The sequence below is a fragment of the Mycoplasma cottewii genome (assembly GCF_024918975.1).
GTDB classification, from domain to species: Bacteria; Bacillota_I; Bacilli_A; order Mycoplasmatales; family Mycoplasmataceae; genus Mycoplasma; species Mycoplasma cottewii.
This window is the reverse complement of the sequence record NZ_CP103424.1, coordinates 63,365-88,656: the sequence shown is the minus strand read 5'-3', so window position 1 is coordinate 88,656 and position 25,292 is coordinate 63,365. Positions and strand designations below refer to the sequence as shown.

Below are 25,292 nucleotides of genomic sequence, written 5' to 3'. Positions count from 1 at the left end.
ATATAAGGTAGGGGATAAAAATGAAACTTAAAGATTTAATTACAAAAAAAGTGATGATAATAGGTTCTTCAGTTTTTGTAACTATTTCAGCAGCTACTACAACAGGAGTATTAGTTAGCAAAATAAATTCAAAAACAGATATTTCAAAAATAGAACTTGAAACAAATATTGGATCAATAAAAGAAAAGAACAATAATTTAATTATTCAAAAATTTATTGATATTAATAAAGAAAAAATAGCTGAACTTAATAAAGATGATTTTGATTTAAAAGAAGAAAACAGAAACTCAATAGTTATTGAAGTTAAAAAAGATAATCAAAAATATAAAGGTGAAATTACAATTAGTTTCAGACTTAAAACTGATATTGCAACTTTAGATTTAAATCCTAATGTTGGAGCGTTTAATCAAAAAAATGATAATTTAATAATACAAAGATTCATCGAAATTAATAAAGATAAATTAGCTAGTTTAACTAAAAATGATTTTGAAGTTGTAAGTAATGAAAACCGAATTTTAATATTAAAAGTTAAAGACGATAACAACGATTGATTTGGTAATATTCTAATTAACTTTAGTATTAAAACTGATATTGCAACTTTAGATTTAAATCCTAATGTTGGAGCATTCAATTCAGATGATGCTAGTGTTATTGTTCAAAAATTTATTGATATTAACAAAGATAAGTTAACCGGTTTCAACAAAAATGATTTTGAAGTTTTAAGCAATGAAGACGGAATTTTAATATTAAAAGTTAAAGATGATAACAACGATTGATTTGGTAATGTTCTAATTAACTATAGTATTAAAATTAATATCGAAAATATCCGATTAGTTAAAAACTTTGCAGTAGATAATGATCAAGATCAAGAAATTATAACTACATTTTTAAGAATTAATAATAGAACTTTACAAAATGGTTTAACTAAAGATGATTTAGAAATTGAAAAAACACCTGGACGAGTAGGTGATTCTGCCAAAGCAATTCTAAAAGTTAAAAAAGATAATCAAAAGTATCAAGGACAAATAACAATAACTTATAGAATTAGAAAAGATATCAACACAATTGAAGGTCTAAAAACTGAATTATTCTGTTTAGATTCAAATGCTGATGAACCAGTAATAAAAGCTTCAATAGTAAATCTATTTTTTGAATTAAATAAACAAAAAATATATCCATTAGCATTTTGAAACTTAAATGTTGTTAACTTAAACATTAATGAGAGAAAAGCAACTATTACAATCATTAATTCTGAAGATTATAAAGGTCAAATAGAAGTTACACTTAAAGATAAATTAGATATTTCTAAAATTGATGGAATAAAAAATACTATTTTCCAATACAGTGAATCAACTGCAAATTTTGAAATAAGTGATTTTATAACTGCTAACAAAGATAAGCTACCATTACTAATTGCAAGCGATCTTGAGATAAGTAAAAAAGAACGTGATAAAAATAAATTGGTTATAAAAGTAGATAATTCAAGATTTTATAAAGGTGAAATTACAATTAATTGAAAACGACTTACTGATATTTCTGAAAATAAAGATATCAAGTTATCTATCGATTTAAAAGATGAAAAACCTCTAGAAAATAACATAATTGAATTATTTTATGAAACTAATAAAGATACTTTCGAAAAGTTAAAAATAAAAAAAGAAGATGTAAAAGTAGAAAGTATTCGTTATAGCAATGAAGAAGCTGATATTAGAATACTTGGTTCAGAAAAATATTGAGCAAGATTTAAAGTAAAATATAAATTTAATAGAATTGACATTAACACGTTAAAAATCAAAACTTTAAATGTTCGTGGTAAAAAAGAAATTAACGAACAAGTTATAAAAGAAGCGTTTGCTAAACAATATTCAAATTTATTCTTCTTTTACAGATGAGAATTTCTTGGATATGCTGAAACATTTTCTCAGTCATTAGAAGATAAACACGTTGAAGTTATAGAAATAAAAAATGACTCTGTTGAAGTTAAAATCTCATATGAAAACTGATTTAAAAATAGTTTAAAACTTAGATTAATAAAATAATTAGAAAAGGTGCTTTTGCACCTTTTGCTATATTCATTTAACTGATTAAATTTTTAAACTAAATGTTATTAAAACAGAACAATTTTAAAATTTTTCGCTAATACATTATTGAAGTAAAACACGCTAACTATAAATTAAACTGACCTTATAAAAATACAAAAATACTATACAATAAAATATAGATAACTAATATAAACAAACTAGTATTATAAAATATTATTAAATTAAATAAATCTAAAATGGAGGTAAAAAGATGAGTAAGAAATTTTATGTAACTACACCAATTTATTATCCTAGTGGAAATCTTCACTTAGGTCATGCGTATACAACAACACTAGCAGATATTTTAAATAGATACAAAAAAGAACAAGGTTATGAAACTTTCTTTTTAACTGGAAGTGATGAACATGGACAAAAAATTGAAGCAAAAGCTAAAGAAGAAAATGTTAGTCCATTAGAGTACTTAAATCCAAAAGTTGAAAGCTTTAAAAAGTTATGAGAAAAGTTAAATATTAAATATGATAAATTCATTAGAACAACTGATGATTATCATGAACAAGCTGTTAAAAAAATATTTACTAAATTATATGAAAAAGGATTAATTTATAAAGGAGAATATCAAGGTATTTATTGTGTTAGTTGTGAAGAGTTTTTAAATGCTGATCAACTTGATAAAGATGGAATGTGTAAAATTTCAAATACAAAACCTCAAACAGTTAATGAAGATACTTACTTTTTAAAAGTTAGTGAATTTCAAGTTTTTATTGAAGATCTATTAAAAAGTGAATTTTTAATCCCTGATTACCGAAGAAATGAAATGTTAAAAAATTTCGTTGAACCAGGATTAAAAGATCTATCAGTAACTAGAGTAAGTTTTAAATGAGGTATTCCAATTGATCAAAATCCTGAACATATCATTTATGTTTGATTAGATGCTTTAAGTAACTATATTACTGCTTTAGGTTATATGCAAGATGATGATCATTTATTTGAAAAATTCTGAAATGATAAAGATACAGAAATTCTACAATTAGCAGGAAAAGAAATTATTAGATTCCATTCGATTTATTGACCGGTAATGTTAAAAGCTTTAGATCTACGTCAACCTACACATTTACTAGGTCATGGTTGAATATTAAATAAAAATACTAAGATGAGTAAATCACTTGGAAATGTAATTGATCCTATTAAGATAATAGATACTTATTCATCTGATGCTCTAAGATTTTATATAGCAAATGATCTTCCAACAGAAAAAGACGGTAACTTTAGTTTAGAATTATTTATTGAATCATTTAACGCTCATCTAGCTAATAATGTAGGTAATTTAATAAGCAGAACTCATAATATGATTACAAAATATTTCAATGGATATATTGATTTAAATGATATTGAATATGATCAAGAATTAATTGATTTATCTATTAAAACAATTGATGAATATGTTAAAAATATGGATCAATATAAAATAAGTGCTGCAGTTAGAAATGTATTAGATTTATCTGCATCATGTAACAAATATATTGAAGATACTGCTCCATGAAATTTAGCAAAAGAAAATGATATTGATAAACTAAAAACTGTTTTAGCTACTCTACAAAGATGTATGTCAATTATAAGTTATTTATTAAAACCTATTTTAGTTGAAAAATATGATGATATGATTGAACAATGTGGATTAGAAAATGTAGAAATTAACTTTGATAATTTAAAAACATTTAAAGATATCAAATTTAATAAATTAAATGATAAAAAAGTATTATTCATAAGAGTTAAAGAATAATAAAAATTCATTACATTTGTTTTGCAAGTGTAATGAATTTATTGTTTTATAGAGTTATATTTAATAGTAATTGATTGTTTGTTCAAGGTATTTTTATTATTTTTTGTCCCTAATATAGTTTTATTTGTCCCTAGATGTTAAACTAAAGTTAAGGTGATTATAATGAAAAAAGCTAATGTTATAAATTTGATAAAATACCATGTAGAAAACAATGATAGTGCTTTTAGAGATGAGGCATATTTGATAGCAAATGATTTTTATTTAAATGGAGATTCTAAACTAACCGAATATATATCCTCACTTCTTTCTAATGCAAATACTTTTGTTCCACAATTTAATGAAAATCAAACAGAATGAATAAGAAGAGTTGAAATAGAAAACAAACCACTACCTATTCCTGAAGAAATAAACAACGACATTATTGGAATAATAAATTCGTCAAATAACCAATTAGGAGTTAATAAATTTTTATTTATAGGTCCGCCTGGAACTGGAAAAACTGAAACAACAAAACAAATCGCGAGAATTCTTAAAAGAGATCTTTTTGTTGTTGATTTTTCGTCACTTATAAATAGTAAATTAGGTCAAACTCAAAAAAATATTACTATGCTTTTTGATGAAATAAATAATTTATTAGTACCAGAAAATGCAATTATTCTATTCGATGAAATTGATGCTTTAGCCTTAGATAGAACAAATAGTAATGATGTTAGAGAAATGGGAAGAGCTACATCAACTGTTTTAAAAGGTCTAGATAACTTAAATAAAAAAGTTATTGTTATTGCAACAACAAATCTATATGAACTGTTAGATAAAGCACTTAGTCGTCGATTTGATTCAATTGTTGATTTTGATAGATATTCACAACGCGATTTATTAGATATATCAGAAATTATATTTAGTGATTATTCAAAAAAACTTAAATACATAGCAAAAAATTCAAGAATGTTTAGAAAAATTATTTCATTATATGATCAAATTCCGCATCCCGGAATCTTAGAAAATGTTATAAAAACTTCACTTGCTTTTAGTGATCCTAATAATGAATTTGATTATCTAAAAAGACTTTATAAAAAGATAACTAATGGTAAAGAATATAATTTAGAAGAACTTAAAGAAAAAGGTTTCACACTAAGAGAAATAGAAATTTTAACTGGTGTATCTAAAAGCCAGGTAGGTAGAGAATTGAAAGGAAAAGTGTATGTCTAATAAGGTTATAGAGTTAAGAAATGAATTTAAGTCTGAATACTACACAAAAAAAATAGGTTCTAATCAATTACCTAATAACGCAAAACTTAATGTTAAAGAACTAATTGATTTAAAAGAACAATTAATCACAATAAAACAATTCTGAGATTCTCAAAAATTAAAAATTAATCCTCTTGTTAGTGTTCATTACAAAAGAATTATTTCAAAAAGCAATAGAATAAAAGCTATATTTGAAAATGATGCTCTAAAAAATAATAAAAATGTAGTTGGTGCTAAGTTCTCTAAAACAATACCAAGTTATCATATAATCACATATTGTATAACTAATGAAATATTAGAAAACTCTATTTTAAATTTAAAAGAATGTATAAATTATCTAAATAAATATCAATACAAAGAAATTTCACAAGACGATATTTTATATATTAATAAAAATTTTGATAATTCTTTTTCTAAAAACTTAACAAAAACAAGACTAATAAATACAATAATTGATACATATTACATAAAAAGTTTTGGAGTTGATCAATTTGATGAATTCTTAGAAGGTGGATCAATTATAACTATTTATGATATAAAAATCAAAACTTCAGAAATCCTTAAACAACTAGACATAAATCCATTAACTGTACCAAAATTAAATGAAACAACTTTTTATTTAAATGCTGAACAACTTAAACATTTTGTTCAAAAAGCACCGTATTTAATTGCTATGGGAATTAGTGATATTTCAAAAATGGATCCTTTAAATTCAAAAGAAACACAACAAACTATAACAGAAATAAAAAAACCATCAAATGAACCAATAATAGGTGTAATAGATACATTATTTGATAAACAAAATACTTATTTTTCAGAGTGAGTAGAATATGAAGATAGATTAGATGAGAATATAAATAGAAGTGTTGAAGATTATATACACGGCACTCAAGTTAGTTCAATTATAGTTGATGGACATAGGTTAAATCCTGAACTAGATGATGGATGTGGTAATTTTAGAGTTAAACATTTTGGTGTTGCAAAACAAACAAGATTTAGTTCATTTACGTTACTAAAAGAAATTGAATCAATTATTAGAACTAATAAAAATATAAAAGTTTGAAATTTATCTTTAGGTTCAACAAAAGAAATAAGTGAAAATTTTATTTCAATAGAAGCTGAATTTTTAGACAGAATTCAAGCTGAAAATAATGTTATTTTTGTTATATCAGGAACAAATAAAACATCAAATGAAATTATTAAAATAGGTGCTCCTGCTGATTCAATAAACTCTATTGTTGTAAACTCAGTTGATTTTGAAAAAAATAGTACTAATTATTCAAGATCTGGTCCGGTATTATCTCTTTTTAATAAACCTGATATTTCTTATTATGGTGGAAGTGATAAAAAAGGTATAAGAGTTTGTTCAGGATTTGAACAACGATATGCTATTGGTACTTCATTTGCTGCACCTTGAATAGCTAGAAAGTTATGTTATTTAATTGAAGTTATTGGAATGTCAAAAGAAGTTGCAAAGGCATTATTAATACATTCTTCAACAAATTGAACAGATGATAATAAAAATATTAATACAACAGGACATGGAGTTGTTCCTATTCATATAAAAGACATATTAGAAACACCAAAAGATGAGATAAGATTTATTATTCAAGGAACAGTTAGAAAATATGAAACATTTAACTATACTTTGCCTGTTCCATTAAATAAAGATTATAAACATCCATTTGTGTCTAAACTTACAATGTGTTATTTTCCAAAAGTTTCAAAAACCCAAGGTGTAGATTATACAGATACAGAAATGGATATAAAATTTGGAAAAATTATTCAAAAAAATAGGAAAATAATGATTGACCCAATAAATAAAAATAAACAATCTTATGATGAACCTGTCTCTATTTTTGAACAAGAAGCAAGACAAAAATTTAAAAAATGAAATAACACAAAACACATCCAACAAAATCTATTTACTAACACTGGACGAATTGTAAAACCTACAAAATCAAAACAAGAACAAGGTTATTGAGGAATTAATATTCTAACAAAAGAAAGATTAGAAACAGTAAAAGATAAAAATCTTAAATATGGACTTGTTGTAACACTTAAGTCTGTTGATAAAAATAATTATTATGCTGATTTTATTAAAAATTGTGAATTTAGAGGATGAATTGTAACTCAAATTGACATAGAAAACAAAGTTGAAGTTTATAATAAAAGTAATGAAACTATCAAGTTTGATTAGCAAATAGATAAGGAGATTTATTATGAAAAATTACCAATTAAAAGATTGTAAAAACAATTTAGTAAATTTATCAGATCTAGTCGGAGAAAAAGGGTTAGTAATATTTTTCTATCCTAAAGCAAAAACTGGACTATGTACATTAGAAGCTTTAGAATATCAAAAACACTTAAACGAATTTAAAAACAAAGGTTATAATGTTGTTGGTGTAAGTCAAGATACTCCAGAATACAATAATGAATTTTGTTGTGAACAAAACTTAGAATTTTCATTAATTTGCGATGTGGACATGCAATTAACTAATGAGTTTAAATTAACATTCACTGAAATTGAATTAGAAGGTAAACCTTGAAATAAATATGAAAGATCAACATTTGTTTTAGATAAAGAATTAAACATAATAAAAGAGATGAGAAATGTTGATCATATCGAACACGTTGGTGAATTATTAAACCAATTATAATAATTATTACAACTTCACTTGAAGTTGTTTTTGTTGAGAAATTTTAAGTGTAATTTCTAATGTTTAATTTATTTGTGAATTGTAATAAAATTAAAGTTAGGAAAAGAAAGGTGCAACAAATATGCCAATTATTAAATTTAGCGGAGTTTCTGAAGAAAAAGTTAAAAAATTTACTAATAAGGTTAATGAAATAGCTGAGCTGATAACAGCTAATCCTGAAAATATTATATTTATTTGTGAAAATTCTAAAGTGTTCCAATTAAAACAAGAACAAAATCCAATTTATATAACTGTTGAATGATTATCAAGACCTGATAAAGAACAAATATTTGCAGAATATATAGTTAATTTTTTCAAAGAAGATTCGTCAAAAGTATGAATATTTTTCACAGATGTTAATGGTAAGTTGTATGCACACACTAAAAGAGTAGGTTAATAAATGAAAATAGGTAATATTGAAATAAAAGGTAAAGTTGTTCAAGGTCCAATGGCAGGAGTAAGTAACGAACCATTTAGAGTTATTTCAAAACAACACGGTGCTAGTTTAGTTTATGCTGAAATGGTATCTGTTGCTGGAATGGCTCATGAAAATAAAAAAACATTTAGTATGCTTCAAGTAAGTAAAGAAGAGCATCCAATGAGTATGCAAATATTTGGAAATGACGTCGATGATTTTATTAATGCAACTAAGTGAATAGATGAAAATGTTGATTGCGATATTATAGATTTAAATCTAGGTTGTCCAGCACCAAAAGTTGCAGTTAGATCAGCAAGTGGATCAGCTTTATTAAAAACACCTGAACTAATTTATGAAATTGTAAAAGCTGTAGTTGAGCATACAAAAAAACCAGTAACTGCAAAAATTAGGTTAGGTTGAGATAAAGATAGTGTTAATGCTGTTGAAGTTGCTAAATTAATTGAAAAAGCAGGAGCTAGTGCTATTGCAGTTCACGGAAGAACAAGAAGTGATTTTTACTCAGGTCACGCTGATTGAGAAAAAATTAAAGAAGTTAAAGATGCAGTTAAAATTCCTGTTATAGGAAACGGTGATGTTGTTGATGGACCTTCTGCTAAAAAAATGTTAGATTTAACAGGTTGTGATGCTGTTATGATTTCTAGAGCATGTCAAGGAAATCCTTGAATATTTGAACAAATTAATTATTATTTAGAAACTGGAAAAGAATTAGAAAAACCAAGTTTTGAAGAATGAGAAAAAACTGTTTTAAATCATGCTAATTTACTTATAAAATTAAGAGATGAACAATCAGCTATGCGTGAATTTAGAAAACATTTAACTTGATATTTAGATGTATTAGATAAAAAACCTATTTTAAAATTGTTAAAAGAAAAAGCTAACAAAATAGAAACTTTAAAAGATGTAGTAGATATTATTAAAGAATACGGGAGTGAATAAAATGATAAATGATAGAAAATTTACCGAACAAGAATTAGTAAGAAGAGAAAAACATCAAGAATTAGTTAAAAAAAATAAAGATCCATATAAAATAACTAAATTCCAAAGAACTAACTCACTAAAAGAATTAAACGAAAAATTTGAACAATTCTCTAAAGAAGAATTAGCTCAAATGAATCAAGATATTATTAGTGTTGCAGGAAGAATTAAATTATATAGAGAAGCTGGTAAAAAAGCTGCTTTTGTTAATATTGACGATCAAGATTCTGGTATTCAATTATATGTTAGATTAGATGAAATCGGAGCTGAAGCTTTTGAAGATTTTAGAGATTTCGATCTAGGTGATATTATCGGAGTAAAAGGTATCATGATGAAAACAGATCATGGTCAATTAACTGTTAGATGTAAAGAAGTTGTTTTATTATCAAAAGCATTAAGACCACTACCTGACAAGCACGCTGGAATTCAAGATATCGAAGAAAAATACAGAAGAAGATATGTTGATTTAATAATGAATCATGACGTTAGAAAAACATTCCAAGCTAGAACTAAAATAATTAGAACACTTCAAAAATTCTTAGATGAAAAAGGATATATGGAAGTTGAAACTCCTATTTTACATTCACTAAGAGGAGGGGCTGCTGCTAAACCATTTAATACTCACTATAATGCATTAGATACTGATGTATATTTAAGAATCGCTACTGAATTACACTTAAAACGTTTAATTGTTGGTGGATTTGAAGGAGTTTATGAAATAGGTCGTATCTTTAGAAATGAAGGAATGAGTACCCGTCATAATCCTGAATTTACAAGTATTGAGTTATATGTTGCTTATGAAGATATGTTCTTTTTAATGGATCTAACAGAACAAATTTTCAGAGTATGTAATGCTAGTGTTAATGAATCATCAATTATTAAATACGGAGATGTTACATTAGATCTATCTAAACCATTTAAAAGATTACACATGGTAGATGGAATTAAACAAGTAACTGGAGTTGATTTCTGACAAGAAATGACAGTTGAACAAGCTATGCAATTAGCAAAAGAACACAACGTTCATGTTGAAAAACACCAAGAAACAGTTGGACACATTATTAACTTATTCTATGAAGAATTTGTTGAATCAACAATTGTTGAACCTACATTTGTTTATGGTCATCCAAAAGAAATTTCTCCATTAGCAAAATCGAATCCTGAAGATCCAAGATTTACTGATAGATTTGAATTATTCATCATCGGAAGAGAATATGCTAATGCTTTCAGTGAGTTAAATGATCCAATAGATCAATACGAAAGATTTAAAGCTCAAATCGAAGAAGAAAACAAAGGAAACGACGAAGCTACAGATATGGATATTGATTTTATCGAAGCTTTAGAACACGCAATGCCACCAACTGCTGGAATTGGTATTGGAATTGATAGATTAGTTATGTTATTAACAAATAGTGAATCAATTAAAGACGTGTTATTATTCCCACAAATGAAACCAAGAGACTAGAAGTACAGGAGTGTGTTATATATGCAAGAAAAACAACAGAAAATAAAAGATAGTATTGAAATGCTAACTAATCAAAAAAAGTTTTTAGAATCTGAATATACTAATTTATTAGCAGATCCAATACAAGAAACTCAATTTAATGTTTTTTCAATTTTATTAATTATCGTACCTTTATTCTTTGTTATTTATGTATTTATATACTTATCAAAAAAAGACAAATACGAAAATTGAAAAAATAAAAAATATGAACTAAAACAAAGAATAATGGAATTAGAGTATAAAATAAAAGAACTAGAAGACAATTTAGCTTTACTTTCCTAATCAAAAACAAACTTGCAATTGGCAAGTTTTTTTAATATTTTCCTAATACTAATATTGTTGAGTATATTTAACTTTTAATTGTTAAAATATATATAAATGACAAAAGGAGAGAATTATGAAATTAACAACATGAACATTTTATAAAGCAAGCAGTTTTCAAACATTAACTGGAGATAATCAAAAAATAAGATCAGTTCCCGTTTTGGTTTTACGTCCTGATTTTGTTAAAGAAAGAACTGTTTTATGTTTAGCATTAACTCAAAAAGCAGTAAATTCAATAATTATTGATTTACAAAATAAAGCTATTCAAGGACAAGAATTGTTAGAAATTTTTAAAGATAATATTGGATTTGCTTCTACAGATAATTTAGAAAAAATAGATGCAAAAGGATTAGATCTTTCAACACCAATTCTTGATGAAAATATTAAAAATTTAATTGAAACTTATAATTTATTTTTAACTAGTGAACCTATCGAATTTGATAGTGCTGATTACGAAACAACTGAAAAAGCTCAACAACAAAAAGATGTATTTACAAATGTTGAAGTAGATAAAATGAAATTACCTGTGTTACTTGAAACATTAAACGTAGGTATGGAAAACTATAAACAAAGAGTAGAAGAATTTTCTAAATTAAAAGAATCAAAAATACCAGCTAAAAAAGATGAACTATTTAATTTACAAGGTAATTTAATTGTATTTTTCGATCAAGCTCTAAGAGAAATGGATGCATTAATTGCTAAATTAAGTGAAAGAAATTCTGAATTGTATAAAGAATTGCAAGAACTTAAAGGGGAAGATAAAAAATAATGAAAAGAAGTCAAGCGACAAATGATTATAAATGAGATTTTTCACACCTTTATAAAAATCAAGATGAATGAAAACAAGAATTAGATAAGCTAATGAGTCTAGCTAAAGAGTATGAAAAATTCAAAGGTAAATTACACATTAAAGAAGAATTTTTTAAATCTATTAAATTAGATGAAGAAATTGAATTACTTGTAACTAAATTATCAATTTACACAAGAATGGGTGATACTGATCAAACTAATGAAGTTTATAGAACATTAGAAGGTTTATTGATGAATGCGTTACAAGAAATTTATCAATTAACCGCATTTGCAAGCCCTGAACTAAAAGAAGTTGGTCAAGATGTAATTTTTTCATGACTAAAAGAAAATAAAGAGCACGAAAAATACGAATATGGATATAGAAAATTCTTTGAACACGCTAAACATATTTTAGACAAACACGATGAAGAATTACTTTCTAAAGTTTCAAGAAGTAGAAGTGCAATTTCTATGATGTATGATACTTTAGCTTATGCTGATCGTCAAGATCAAGAAATCGAATATAAAGGACAAAAACAAATCTTAACTAATTCATTATTAGCTGAAATTAACCAAGATTCAGATCCTATAAAAGATCAAGATCTAAGAATCAAAGCAGGAGTTTTATTTTCTAAAAACTTTAGTGATAAAAAACACAGTTTTGCTCAAATTTATGAAGGTATTTTACAATCAAGTTTAGAAAGTGTAAAACTAAGAAATTACGAATCAAGTTTACAATCAAGTTTAAGTAGCGATTCAATTGATACATCAATCTATTTAAAATTATTAGAAGTTGGTAAGAAATACATTAAACCGCTAGAAGATTATCTTTTATTAATTAAAGATACATTTAAATTAGAAAAATTCTACCCTTCAGATAGACAACTAAAATTAGTTAAAGACTACAACCGTACTTTTACAGTTGATCAAGGTAAAGAAATAATTAGAAAAGCATTATCTGTTTTAGGTAAAGAATATCTAGATAAATTAGAGATTGCTTGAAGTCCTAATAGAATTGATTATTATGAAGATACTAATAAAAGAGACGGTGCATATTCAACTGGTGGACATGGTGTTGAACCAATCATTTTAATGAATTGAGATGATAAATTAAACTCAGTTAATACATTAGCTCACGAATGTGGTCATTCAGTTCATACTTTATTTGCTGATGAAAACCAACCATACCCATTAAGTGAATATCCAATTATTTTAGCTGAAGTTGCTTCAACAATTAATGAACACTTGTTATTTGATTTTATGTATAGCAACGCTCAAACTAAAGAAGAAAAAATCTATCTATTACAACAAAGAATTTTTGATTTAACTTCAACATTCTACAGACAAATTCAATTTGCTGATTTCGAATATAGAGCAAGCCAATTAGCAGAAAAACAAGTTCCATTTACAGCTGAACTATTAAATAATCTTTTTGTTGAAGTTCAAAACGATTATGGTTATACAGTTTTTGATAAACTTGAGGACAAAGATAAAAAACACGGATTTGGTTGACCAAGAATTAGTCACTTCTTCCATTCTCCATTCTATGTTTATAAATATGCAATCGATGTTACTGCGAGTTATAAATTATATGACGATATCAAAAAAGGAAATATTGAATCAACAATCAATTTCTTAAAAGCCGGTGGACACAAAGAACCATTAAAAATAATGTTAGATGCAGGAATTGATTTTACAAAAGAAGAAACTTATCAACCATTAATTAATGGAATTGTAGAATATACTAATCAATTAAAAGAATTATTAAAATAAGGAAAAACTACTATTATAAAGAGTAGTTTTTAACTTTTATGTCTAATCTTTTAAAGCATTAATAGGTACAACTAAAATACCATCTTCTCTTTTATAAATTACATTCCCAAAACCAACAATAACACATTTTAATATTGGAGGTCTATTATTATTTTTTATAATATTTGAAATTGTTTTGTTTAGTGTTTCAGCAGCTTCATCAACTTTATTAGAACCCAATTTAATTTCAAACGCACATCAATCACCATCTTTAAGTTCAATAACAACATCAATTTCATTATCCAAATAATCTTGATAGTGATAAATCTTGGCATCCATCGCTCTTGAATACACCTTTAAATCTCTAACAACTAACGATTCAAATAATAACCCATATAAATTTAAATCTCTTTGAATTTTTGCTGGACTTAGATCTAATAATGCACAAGCTAAAGATGGATCGCAAAAATATCTCTTATCTTTTTGTTTAACTCTTAATGATGATCTTACATCTAATGAAAATGGTTTTAAATTGTCAAATAAAAACATAGAGTTTAAGAAATCTAAATATTTAGTAAGTGTTGGTCTAGATATTGGATTATCATTCTCATTTTGAGAAATATCTTTTAATATAGAGCGATCAGAAACTGTAGTTGATGTATTTCTTGCTAGAGATTTTAGTATCAATTCAATTTTTTCAGGACTATATTTATTATCGTTTTCGTCAACTAACTCTTGTTTTAAAATCGTTTTAATATAAGACTTAACAATTACGTCACAATTATCTATGCTGGAATCTATATTATTAGGTCATCCTCCTCTAACTATTAAATATGACAATTGTTCATAATCTAATTCTTTTACATATGTAGGTTTTGGATTAAAATCTTTTGAACAAATTTCTTTAAGAGACACAATACCAATAGAATCTTCAGACTCATATAAAGTCATAGGGCTCATTCTTAAACTAACAATTCTTCCAGCCCCACTATGTAAAATACCTTTATATTTAGGTGTAGCAGATCCTGTTAGTATAAAAAGTCCTTTTTCACCAATCTCATCTACTTTAGCTCTGGTGGCATCTCATAATGCAGGGGCTTCCTGTCACTCATCAATCATTTTAGGATATTCACCATCAAGAACGAGTTCGGGATTAAAATTAGCTAGCTTTCTATTAGCAAAATTATTATACGGACTACCAACTAAAAATTCACTCTTTGAATTGTGTCTTGAAGTTCATGTTTTACCACACCACTTAGGTCCTTCAACACAAATTGCTCCAGCTATTGATAAGTGTCGTTGAATTACTTTATCCATTATTCTAGGTTTATAATTATCGTTTCTCATATTTGTCTCCTTTTTGATATTTTTACCAAATTCAGGATAAAAATTTTACCAAATTAGACGAATTTTTTTTACCAAATTTGTTAAATTTATTTTACCAAATTCAGGATAAAAATTTTACCAAATTAGACGAATTTTTTTTACCAAATTTGCCTTAAAAATTTTACCAAATTTGTTAAATTTATTTTACAAAATTACGAGTTCTTTGTTTACATTATTACGCCAAACCTTTTCTTAATACAATATTAGCGTTTAAACTTTCTAAATTATTTATTATGTTGTATCATTTATATGTAACGGGGATGTCATGGTCTCGACAGGATATAACCAGCATATATAAGCAGTAGTGTGGTAGACTATAAATACTACTAGGTTTAAAAAAACGCAAACGAAAACGAAGAAAAATTTGAAATGCCAGCATTCATGATCAACAATGCATCAGCTGGAGCAAACTTTATGTTTGCTTAATAACTACTTAGTTTAGTTATAGTATTTCACGAATTATAGGTAGTTTAGGCTTTATCTATAACCGTATTACCCTAGTCTAATAGGATGTATGATTGCGATAAATATATCCGAATTCTAATTGCAAATGACATTTAATCTTTTGTTAATTTTAGTTATCTGTTAAATTATAAAATTAACTAAACTGTAGAAAGTATATGTAAGTGTATTTTGGACGCGAGTTCGATTCTCGCCATCTCCACCATAAAGAAAATAAGCTAGCTTGGAATTTCCAAGCTTTTTTAATTTTAAAATTTATTCAATATTTCAGTAAAACATATTATACAAGTGTACGAATGCTTGATTTATTAAATTTTCATTAAATTTACAAACACATGTTGGTAAAAGTGTTGGTAAATTAGATGTACCTTTCCCACTTTAAGCATAAAAACAATGTCTAGAAAACACCTACCTTTCCCACTTTAAGCATAAAAATAATGTCTAGAAAAAACCTACCTTTCCCACTTTAAGCATAAATATATTACAAAACAAAAACACTACTTTTAAAGTAGTGTTTTTAATAATTATTTTTTAGTATATTTTCCTTGAGCAAGGTTTGAGTTTCCTCCACCCTTAGTTTCTAATCCTTCAAGGTTATTAAATATATCAATTGCTTTATATTTTGATTGTAAACTTTCACTTACAGCAACAACTATAAAGTTAGTTTCACCTGTCTGACTAGCTAATATTACAATTAAATCTTTAAATTTATTTCTTAACTCATCAGCTAATTGTTTTAAATCTTTGATAGTTAAGTCTTTAGTGAATAATCTAATTTCATTAACACCATCTTTGTTTAATTCTGGTTTTAAATCGTTAAATTGTGATAGTTTAGAAGCAGTTAATAGATCATTAACTTTTTTGTCATAATCTTTGTATAAATCTTTTAACTTAGATAGCATTGATTTTATTACAACTAAATTTTGTTTTGTAATAGTTAAATTTTTAATTTCTGAATAAGTTTTTTCAATTTCTTGATTTTCTAATACAGCTTTATGTTGGTTGTATTTTTCAATCACATTTTCAACTTCATCTTTAACTAATTTAAATTGTTCATTTAAATATTCACTTACAGCTTTATTTGAAGTTAATGCTTTAATTCTATATAAACCACTACCTTTTGATTCTAACCCTGTAATAATGAAATCTTCAATATCGCTTGTATTATCTACGTGAGTTCCACCACATAATTCTGAAGAAAAGTCTCCGAATTTAACAACTCTTACAATTTCATCATATTTTTCAGTAAAGAAGGCTAATGCATTATATTTATTAATTGAATCTTCTAAACTACAGAAATAAGTTTCTCTATTAATGTGTTCACTAATTTTTTGTAATACTAGTTCTTCAGCTTTATGTAATTCATCACTTGTTGCTAATCTATTAAAAGTAAAGTCCATACGCAAACCGTGTTCATCATTATATGATCCTGATTGCATTACACTGTTTCCTAAAACTTCTCTTAAAGCAGCATGAATCATGTGAGTTCCTGAGTGGTTTTTCATAGTATAGAAACGTTTGTCTTCATCAACTGTAGCATTAACGATATCTCCAACTTTTAATGTTCCTGAAACTTTAACTCTATGAATGTTTTGGTGTTTTGGTCCTTGTTGAACATCAACTACAACAGCATTTGCATTATCATTTGAAATAATACCAGTATCAGCTGCTTGTCCACCTTTTTCAGCATAAAATGGAGTTTTATCTAAAATTATATATGCTTCTGAATCTGTAACTGAATCAATTTGTTTTTGATCAGCGAACATATAAACAATTTTTGCATCACTTCTTGATGTTTCTTCTCAACCTGTAAATTCTGATTTAACATCAAGTTTAGTAAATAATTCATTTTGTTTATCTCAAGCTTTTGAATCTTTTCTACTACTTCTAGCAGTTTCTTTAGCTTGTTCTAAAAGTTCTTCAAATCCTTTAATATCTACTTCAACATTATGTTGTTGAGAAATTTCTAAAGTTTGTTCAATTGGAAAACCATATGATTCAAATAATAATAAAGCATTTTTAGCAGTAACTTTATTTTCAGATTTGATAATTTCTTCTAATAATTCATAACCTTTAGATAATGTTTTTAAGAATTTTTCTTCTTCAGCTTTAATTGTTTGTTCTACTAATGTTTGTTTTTCTTCTAAATAAGGATAGAATTCTTTCATAGCAAACACTACTGAATCAACTAATTTGTATAAGAATGCATCAGTTATTCCTAATTCTCTTCCAAATACTGAACTTCTTCTAATTAAACGTCTAATAATGTATGCTCTATCTTTATTTCCTGGAAACACTCCATCACTAATAGCAAAAGTACATGCTCTAATATGATCTGCAATTACTTTAAATGCTGTATTAATTCTTGTTTGTTCACTTGTTGGGTTGAAGTAATTATCAAATGAATATTTAAATTTCTGATCACACATAGTTTCAACTTTTTGAATAGTTGGTCAGAAAATATCAGTTTCAAAGTTAGTTGGTGTATCTTGGAAAATTGATGATAATCTTTCTAGTCCTGCACCAGTATCGATATTTTTTCTAGGTAATTCAGCATAATTATTATTTCCATCATTATTAAATTGTGAAAATACAATGTTTCAAACTTCAATATATCTATCATTTTCAATATCATCACTAATTAACCTTGGTCCAATTTTTTCTGGATCTCATTTTTCACCACGATCAAAAAATATCTCAGTATTTGGTCCACAAGGTCCTTGTCCTACATCTCAGAAATTAGTATCTCTTGACAAACTGAAAATATGATCTTTTTCAATTCCAATTTCTTCAGTTCAAATTCTATAAGCTTCATCATCTTCATTAAATACTGTTATATATAATTTATCTTTTGGCATAGCAAATCATTTATCTGAAGTTAATAATTCTCAAGCAAAATGAATAGCTTCTTTTTTGAAGAAATCTCCGATAGAAAAATTACCTAACATTTCAAACATAGTGTGGTGACGTGCAGTAACTCCTACATTTTCAATATCATTTGTTCTAATTGATTTTTGTGAGTTAGTAAGTCTAACAGCAGGAGGTGTTTTTCTTCCATCAAAATAAGGTTTTAAAGTAGCAACTCCCGAATTAATTCATAGTAAAGAAGGATCATCAACAGGTATTAATGAAACTGGTTCTAAAAAATAATGATCTTTTGATTTAAAGAAATCTAATCACATTTGTCTTATTTGATTTGTAGATAATTTCTTCATTTTGTTTCTCCTTTGAAAATGTTTTATTGTAACTATATTTAATTCTATCAAACAATAATTAATAAGTAATACACATAATTTATAGATTTAAATTTTAAAAATAAGATATAAAATAAGTGAAAAAATAAATATTAAAATTGAACTTATTAAAAAGATTTTTCTAAGTCTAATTAGTCTAGCTTCTTCATCTTCTAATGTTTTTTGATAACGTCTTCTTCTATCATTAAAAAATCACATCGCATGTTTATTTCTTAAATATCCAATTACAATACTAATTAAAAGTAAAATTGCACCAATAATAATAGAAAATCAAGTAATACCTTTTCATTTATTAAATGTTGTATTCTTTATATTTAAAGTTAAATAACCAAATAAAACAGATAATAAACACGTAACAATAAAAATAGCTAATACAATTAATCAACCTTGTCATTTCAATGCTTTTTTCTGATTATATTCAAAAACTTTTGCTGAATAATTTCTAGAATCATAAACACTTTTTATTTTTTGATCAACTTCTTGATTGTAAGCTATATTATCTTTTATTCTATGTTGTTTTAGTTCTTCAGATTTTTTCATAATTCATTCCTTTTATTTATTAATTTTATATTAAAAAAATTATTCTATATTTTTAAATTAAATCAATCAGTTTTAATGAATAATTTCACCTAATATTTTATAATTAATTAATAGTATTTTAATAAAAATATATACTTATAAATTTGAAAATTTTTATTGTTTATTTTTTGACTATTTTATTTTGAAGTGTTATTCTTATTAGAATAAGAAATAAGTTAAAATAGTTAACTTTAAACACAAAACACAAAAATAATAGAAAGGAATCTAGCATGAAAAATAACAAAACTATTATTTATGATGAAAAAATAGATTTTAAAACTGATCTATTATCAGAAGATTTTGATTTGTCTTCTGAGTTAGATAATCATGAAAAGATAAGTAAACTAACAACTATTAAATATTGATATAGCGATCTAAATGCTAATATTTATAAGTTTTTTGTAAGACATCCTTTATATGGTTATTCATTTAAAAGAATCGTTTATGGATTAATTACTTTATTAATTGCTATTGTTTTACTTTATGCAATCACAAGAGCGATTACTCCTGATGAAAAATACTTACCTGCAAACTATGAAAAATTAGGTTTATCAAAAAAAGCTTTAGATGAACTTTTAATTGATAGAATGAAAAAATTTGGAGTGTATGGTCCGTTCTGAGAACAAGTTTTAAATTATTTAAAAAATATCATTCCATTTATACCTAAACATATTTTAGTTAGTGCTGAATATGGAGTTGATGATTTTGGAAACTTAACCGCAACACAAATTTATGAAACTAGATTTGTATATTTAGGAGTTGTTTCAAGTCCATCAATCGCTGAAGAAACATCAGATGTTTTCAATTTATTTAAAGCTGCAATGCCTTATTCATTTGCTTTTGGATCAATTGCAATTTTAATCGCTAACACTTTAGGTATTTTAATTGGTATTCAACAAGCTAAAAAGAAAAACAGATCATTTGATAATTTATTCAGTGCTGCTTCAGCATTTCTAGTTGCATTACCTTCATTAGTTATTGTTTTAGTTGTATTCATTTTCTCAGTTTCAATTTTAGGAAGTTCTGGACTTTACAACACAGGAACATTTGCTACAAAATTCTGACCGATCATAACAATGGTAATTATTAACATACCAATTGTTGCATCATACACAAGAAGATATGTAATAGAAGAAATGACTGCAGATTATGTAAAATTCACTCTTTCAAAAGGTATGAGTACAAAAAGAGCTTACTACTTACATATTTTTAGAAACTCAGGAATAAGAACTATTAGAACAATACCAAGTCAAATTATTTTAACTATGTTTGGATCATCAATCTTAACTGAAACTCAATGATCTATTCCTGGAATGGGACAATACATTATTAAATCAGCTGGTGGAAATGACTTTTTCGTATTCTTAGGATTTACAGTATTATCTTCATTTGCAACAATATTTGCCTCATTATTATCAGACTTAATTTATGTTTGATTAGATCCAAGAGTTAGCTTAACTAAGAAATAGAAAGGATTGGTAATTATGCAAACTAAAAAACAAAAATCAAAAGACATTTATTCTAGTTTTACAGCAGAACAACACCAATCTTTCGAGTTGAAAAACGGAATAAGTTTAATAGAAATTGATCAAGAGTTGTTTGATCATGTTGGTTTTCAAGAAAAAGGATTAGAATCAATCGCAACAAAACCTTATAGTTATTGAAAAGCTGTAGGTAAAATTTTATTAAAAAGTAAAGTATTTATTATTTGTATAAGCTTATTAGTTCTTTTAATGATAATGTCAATAGTTATATCATGAGGTCAAGTAGCTGTTCCATTAATTAAACCAGGTGATTCAACCGAAGCTCCTAGTGCAAAACATTTATTCGGACTAGGAAAACAAGGTCAAGATTATTGAATTGAAATATGATTAGGTTTAAGAACAACTCTTACTTTCTCACTTGTAGTTGTAACAATTCAATTAGCTATTGGAATTTTTGCAGGACTTATTTGAGGATACTTTAGAAAATTAGATATTTTATTCTACCAAGTAACTGCGTTAATTTTAATCGCTCCACAATTAGTTATGATTATTTTAATTATTTCTATATTAGGAACTGGATTCTGACCAATGATCTTAGCAGTAATTATTCAAGCTTGAATTGGTCCTGCTTTAAATGTTAGAGCTGCAGTTTTATTAGTTAGAAATTCAGATTACAACATAGCATCAGTTACACTAGGTTCAAGTTCAGGAAAAATTATTAGAAAAAATATTTTCCCTAAAATATTACCTATCTTAATTCAAGTTGCTGTGTTTGCTATTCCAACAGCAATTTCAATCGAAGCAACAATCTCATATCTTGGACAAGGATTTGTTGATGGTTCAATCAAAACTTCATTAGGTAAAATTTTAGAACTTGCTATTAGTAGTACTGAATGACAAGTTTATCCTCACTTATTAGTAATTCCTGTAGCATTTATTTCAAGTATTTCATTACTATTCTTCTTAGTATTAAAAGTATTTGCCGATTCATTAGATCCAAAAAATCATCGTTAGAAAGGAAACTTGATTATGAAACAAAAAGTTATTTTATCTATTAAAGATTTAGTTGTTAAATTTAGAGTTCGTTCTCAAGTTTTAACTTCTATAAGAAATATTAGTTTTGATATTTATGATGGTGAGACTGTTGCTATAGTTGGTGAGTCCGGATCAGGAAAATCTGTTTTTACAAAAACATTAACTAATATGTTAGAAGAAAATGGATACATTGCTAATGGAACTATTACTTACTATCCAAGAAATGAAAAAAATGCTATATCTAACTTTAAAAAAGAGGTAAACTTAGTAGATTTTCATAAAAATAATTTAGAAAACAACTCAAGAAGAGAAATTAGAAAATACAATCATTTAAAGATTAAAGAAATTCAATCTCAAATTAATGAATTAGAAAAAGCAACTATTGATTCTGTTAATCTAAAAATTCAAGATTTAGAGAATAAAATTGAACAATTAAAAAAATACGAATTTACTAAAAATATTAAAAAAATAATTAAAAGAGATGCTCTTATAAAAGAAGTTGCTAGATTAAATAAACAAATTGAATTAATTAATGATCCTAAAAAATTAGATTTTAAAATCAATGAATTAAAAAGATCAATTAATAGATTAAAACAAGAAAATGCTAACTTCCAATTACTTTCAATTTCTAAAAAGTTTTTATATCAAAAAATTGTAAGTTTTATTACTAAAAACAAAAATGATTTTGAATATGATTTAAATTTAGCTAAAGACTATTTAAATAAAGTAGAAAAAGTTGAATTTAAAAGTGATTTTGAAGATTTGATGGTTGAAATTTTAACTGAAATTTCAAAAGAATCTAAAAATTTAGAAAAAGAAAAAATTGAATCATTACTTGAAATTTGAAATTTTGTTAAACTACCAAATTTCATAATCAAAAAAAGAACAGCCAAGAACTTAGAAAAACTTCGTGGTGGAACAATTGCTACAATTTTTCAAGATCCGATGACTTCTTTAAACCCTTTATTAAGTGTTGGTTTTCAAATTTCAGAGGTTTTAAGAATTCATAATAAATTATCAAGATCTGAAGCTAAAGCTGAAGCAATTAACTTAATGAAAAAAGTAGGTATTACAAACGCTGAAAAACGTTATAAAGATCTACCAAGAAAATATTCTGGAGGAATGCGTCAAAGAATTGTTATTGCTATTGCTTTAGCATGTAGACCTAAAATATTAATTTGTGATGAACCTACAACTGCATTAGATGTGACTATTCAAGCTCAAGTTCTAGATTTAATTAAAGAACTTAAAAAAGAATATAAATTTACAGTGATTTTTATTACTCACGATTTAGGTGTTGTTGCTAATGTTGCTGATAGAGTTGCGGTTATGTATGCTGGTCAAATTATAGAACATGGAAAAATTGAAGAAATTTTCTTCAATCCTCAACACCCATATACTTGATCATTATTACTATCACTTCCACAATTAGGTAAAAAAGGTGAAGATTTATACTCAATTTCAGGAACACCTCCATCATTGTTTAAAGAAATTAATGGAGATGCTTTTGCTCCAAGAAATAAATTTGCTTTAGCTATTGATTATAAATATGAACCTCCAATGTTTAAAGTTTCAGATACTCATTATGCTAAAACTTGATTGCTAGATCCACGTGCTCCTAAAATCGAAAGACCGAAACAATTAGAACTTCTAAAACATGCTGTTGAGAATACAAAGGTTGGTGAATAATTATGAAAAAAGAAAAAATCATAAGAGTCCGCGACTTACTAATTGAGTTTGGTAGTGGTAAAAATAAAGTTAAAGCCGTTAAAAGTGTAAGTTTTGATGTCTTTAAAGGAGAAACTTTCGGATTAGTAGGTGAATCTGGATCAGGAAAAACAACTATTGGTCGAGCAATTATGGGTATTCAACCTATTCAAGATGGTGCTATCTTTTTTGAAAATAAATTATTAAGAGGTAAAGCTCCTAATGTTTATGAAATCAATAAAAAAATAGCTAGACATTTAGATGTTATGAAACAAAACCAACTAAATACTTCTATATGTTTAAATGATTATTCAAACGAATTTAAAAGAGTATTTTATAAATATACTCAATCTAAGTTTTATAATTTTAAAACTAAAGAATTAGAAGATTATAAAGACAATGTTTCAAGAATTATTGAAGAAGGAACAAACTTAAAAGATACTAAATTAATAAACACTAAAAAGAATGTTAACCTTTGAATTATTTCTGAATCTATCAATGATAATTTAAAAAGAATGTTAAAAATTATTAGATTACAAGATAAGTTATCAAAATTTTTACAAACTGTTTTTGATTATATTGAAACTAGTAAAGAACTTTCAACTGCTATTAATCATTATCAAACAGTTGTTAGTGATATTATGATTGAAATGAAACATCTTGAAAATCAAATTTATCGAATACTAGAAGAAATGACTGATATTAGAACTAAAGTTGAAAAAGGATATCATACTTCAATTTCTGGTTTCTTTGATCAACTAGGTGTTAGACTTAAAAAAGTTATTTCACTTCACAAACAAATTTCAGTTTTAATTGAAAAAGCAAGAAAAGCTCAAATAGTTAATATAGCTTTAACTCAACCTAAAAAGAATTTAACTCTAACTTCAAAACAACTAGAATCAATCAAAGATGAAAGTTGACTAATTGCTGATTATGAAAAACTTGTTGAAGTTATTGAACAAAACAATTTCTATAAAGCTTTAGAAAATGGAAAAGTTTTCCAACAACCATCTAAACAAGAAATAAAACAAAATAAAAAAGATATCCAAATGATTTTCCAAGATCCAAGTTCATCATTAAACGATAGAATGGCGATTGAAGAAATTGTTCAAGAAGGATTAGATAACTTCCCAGAACTTTACAAAAATGATGAAGTTAAAAAATCTTATATTAAATGATTTAACAAAAATAATCCTAAACAAAAACTAGATCAAAATAGTAATGTAAAATTAAGTGATATTAAAAGATATTTAATCACAGAATTATTACAAACTGTTGGTATGCTTCCTGAACACTTATCTCGTTATCCTCATGAGTTTTCTGGAGGTCAACGTCAAAGAATTGGTATTGCTAGAACATTAATTATGAAACCTAAATTTATTGTAGCTGATGAACCTATTTCAGCACTTGACGTTTCTATTCGTGCTCAAATTATGAACTTATTAAGTAAATTCCAAAAACAATTTGATTTAACTTATATATTTATTGCTCACGATTTAAGTGTTGTTAGATTTACTACAAATAGAATTGCTGTAATTTATCGTGGAGATATCGTTGAATTAGCTGAATCAGATGAGTTATTCGAATGTCCATTACACCCTTATACTCGTTCATTACTAAGTGCAATTCCTTTACCTGATCCTATTCAAGAAAGAAATAAAGTTCACTTTGAATATAAACCAGAAAAAGAACACCATGATTATTTAATTGATTTTCCTAAATGAAGAGAAGTTAAAAATGGTCACTATGTATATGCAAACGATAGAGAGTTCGCTGAATATCAAAAAGAGTTAGACAAATATTATAAAAATAAAAAAGAAAGTTAAAGAAGGT

The 25,292-nt window shown here is 25.9% G+C and carries 18 protein-coding genes and 1 other RNA gene; 16 read left to right on the top strand and 3 right to left on the bottom strand.

Translation table 4 applies throughout. From position 1 onward, the window contains the following. The first annotated feature begins 20 nt into the window (after positions 1-20). The 11 genes from NX779_RS00360 to pepF all read left to right on the top strand — a co-directional run bounded on the left by NX779_RS00360 (position 21) and on the right by pepF (position 13,573). On the top strand, positions 21-2,039 hold the full coding sequence (locus tag NX779_RS00360; protein WP_259430257.1) for a hypothetical protein: 2,019 nt from the start codon (positions 21-23) through the stop codon (positions 2,037-2,039). A gap of 253 nt (positions 2,040-2,292) precedes the next feature. Beyond that, positions 2,293-3,822: a methionine--tRNA ligase gene (gene metG, locus NX779_RS00355; protein WP_259430256.1), complete on the top strand. Its 1,530-nt coding sequence runs from the start codon at positions 2,293-2,295 to the stop codon at positions 3,820-3,822. A 162-nt stretch (positions 3,823-3,984) separates the two neighbouring features. Next, positions 3,985-5,031: an ATP-binding protein gene (locus NX779_RS00350; RefSeq protein WP_259430255.1), complete on the top strand. Its 1,047-nt coding sequence runs from the start codon at positions 3,985-3,987 to the stop codon at positions 5,029-5,031. Then, positions 5,024-7,270, top strand: coding sequence for a S8 family peptidase (locus NX779_RS00345; RefSeq protein ID WP_259430254.1), 2,247 nt, complete (start codon positions 5,024-5,026; stop codon positions 7,268-7,270). The genes NX779_RS00350 and NX779_RS00345 overlap by 8 nt, the downstream gene beginning before the upstream one ends. Positions 7,271-7,292: 22 nt before the next feature. After that, on the top strand, positions 7,293-7,730 hold the full coding sequence (locus NX779_RS00340; protein ID WP_259430253.1) for a peroxiredoxin: 438 nt from the start codon (positions 7,293-7,295) through the stop codon (positions 7,728-7,730). Positions 7,731-7,851: 121 nt separating this feature from the next. Further along, complete coding sequence (locus tag NX779_RS00335) at positions 7,852-8,166, top strand: DUF1904 family protein (RefSeq protein ID WP_259430252.1); 315 nt, start codon at positions 7,852-7,854, stop codon at positions 8,164-8,166. A gap of 3 nt (positions 8,167-8,169) precedes the next feature. Further along, a complete protein-coding gene (gene dusB / locus NX779_RS00330) occupies positions 8,170-9,144 on the top strand; it encodes a tRNA dihydrouridine synthase DusB (RefSeq protein WP_259430251.1) in 975 nt (324 codons plus the stop codon). 1 nt (position 9,145) lies between these two features. Next, positions 9,146-10,648 carry a lysine--tRNA ligase gene (gene lysS, locus NX779_RS00325; RefSeq protein ID WP_259430250.1) on the top strand — a complete coding sequence of 501 codons (1,503 nt, stop codon included), beginning with the start codon at positions 9,146-9,148 and terminating at the stop codon, positions 10,646-10,648. A gap of 21 nt (positions 10,649-10,669) precedes the next feature. Next, positions 10,670-10,969 (top strand): hypothetical protein, encoded by a 300-nt coding sequence (locus NX779_RS00320; protein ID WP_259430249.1) that lies wholly within the window; start codon positions 10,670-10,672, stop codon positions 10,967-10,969. A 115-nt stretch (positions 10,970-11,084) separates the two neighbouring features. After that, on the top strand, positions 11,085-11,780 hold the full coding sequence (locus NX779_RS00315; RefSeq protein WP_259430248.1) for a hypothetical protein: 696 nt from the start codon (positions 11,085-11,087) through the stop codon (positions 11,778-11,780). Then, positions 11,780-13,573 (top strand): oligoendopeptidase F, encoded by a 1,794-nt coding sequence (gene pepF, locus NX779_RS00310; RefSeq protein ID WP_259430247.1) that lies wholly within the window; start codon positions 11,780-11,782, stop codon positions 13,571-13,573. The genes NX779_RS00315 and pepF overlap by 1 nt, the downstream gene beginning before the upstream one ends. Positions 13,574-13,615: 42 nt before the next feature. Here the strand turns inward: pepF and NX779_RS00305 are convergent, their stop codons facing one another. Continuing rightward, positions 13,616-14,899 carry an ATP-binding protein gene (locus NX779_RS00305; protein ID WP_259430246.1) on the bottom strand — a complete coding sequence of 428 codons (1,284 nt, stop codon included), beginning with the start codon at positions 14,897-14,899 and terminating at the stop codon, positions 13,616-13,618. Positions 14,900-15,194: 295 nt separating this feature from the next. Between NX779_RS00305 and ssrA the strand changes: the two genes are divergently transcribed. Beyond that, positions 15,195-15,605: a transfer-messenger RNA gene (gene ssrA, locus NX779_RS00300) on the top strand. A 319-nt stretch (positions 15,606-15,924) separates the two neighbouring features. Here the strand turns inward: ssrA and alaS are convergent. Together alaS and NX779_RS00290 are read right to left on the bottom strand one after the other, a co-directional pair. Next, the gene (alaS, locus tag NX779_RS00295) at positions 15,925-18,615 is read right to left on the bottom strand and encodes an alanine--tRNA ligase (RefSeq protein WP_259430245.1); all 2,691 of its coding nucleotides are present in this window, start codon (positions 18,613-18,615) and stop codon (positions 15,925-15,927) included. An 87-nt stretch (positions 18,616-18,702) separates the two neighbouring features. Beyond that, positions 18,703-19,194, bottom strand: a complete 492-nt coding sequence (locus NX779_RS00290) for a hypothetical protein (RefSeq protein ID WP_259430244.1) — start codon at positions 19,192-19,194, stop codon at positions 18,703-18,705. A gap of 269 nt (positions 19,195-19,463) precedes the next feature. On the opposite strand from NX779_RS00290, the gene oppB reads away from it, so the two are divergent. From oppB to NX779_RS00270, 4 genes are read left to right on the top strand one after another with little or no spacing between them, the layout of a single operon-like run. Continuing rightward, positions 19,464-20,702 carry an oligopeptide ABC transporter permease OppB gene (gene oppB / locus NX779_RS00285; RefSeq protein WP_259430243.1) on the top strand — a complete coding sequence of 413 codons (1,239 nt, stop codon included), beginning with the start codon at positions 19,464-19,466 and terminating at the stop codon, positions 20,700-20,702. Between the two features lie 15 nt (positions 20,703-20,717). Next, entirely contained in the window at positions 20,718-21,731 is a 1,014-nt protein-coding gene (gene oppC / locus NX779_RS00280; protein ID WP_259430242.1) for an oligopeptide ABC transporter permease OppC, read from the top strand. A gap of 15 nt (positions 21,732-21,746) precedes the next feature. Then, positions 21,747-23,441, top strand: coding sequence for an oligopeptide ABC transporter ATP-binding protein OppD (gene oppD, locus NX779_RS00275; RefSeq protein ID WP_259430241.1), 1,695 nt, complete (start codon positions 21,747-21,749; stop codon positions 23,439-23,441). Positions 23,442-23,443: 2 nt separating this feature from the next. Beyond that, positions 23,444-25,285, top strand: a complete 1,842-nt coding sequence (locus NX779_RS00270; protein ID WP_259430240.1) for an ATP-binding cassette domain-containing protein — start codon at positions 23,444-23,446, stop codon at positions 25,283-25,285. Positions 25,286-25,292 lie beyond the last annotated feature (7 nt).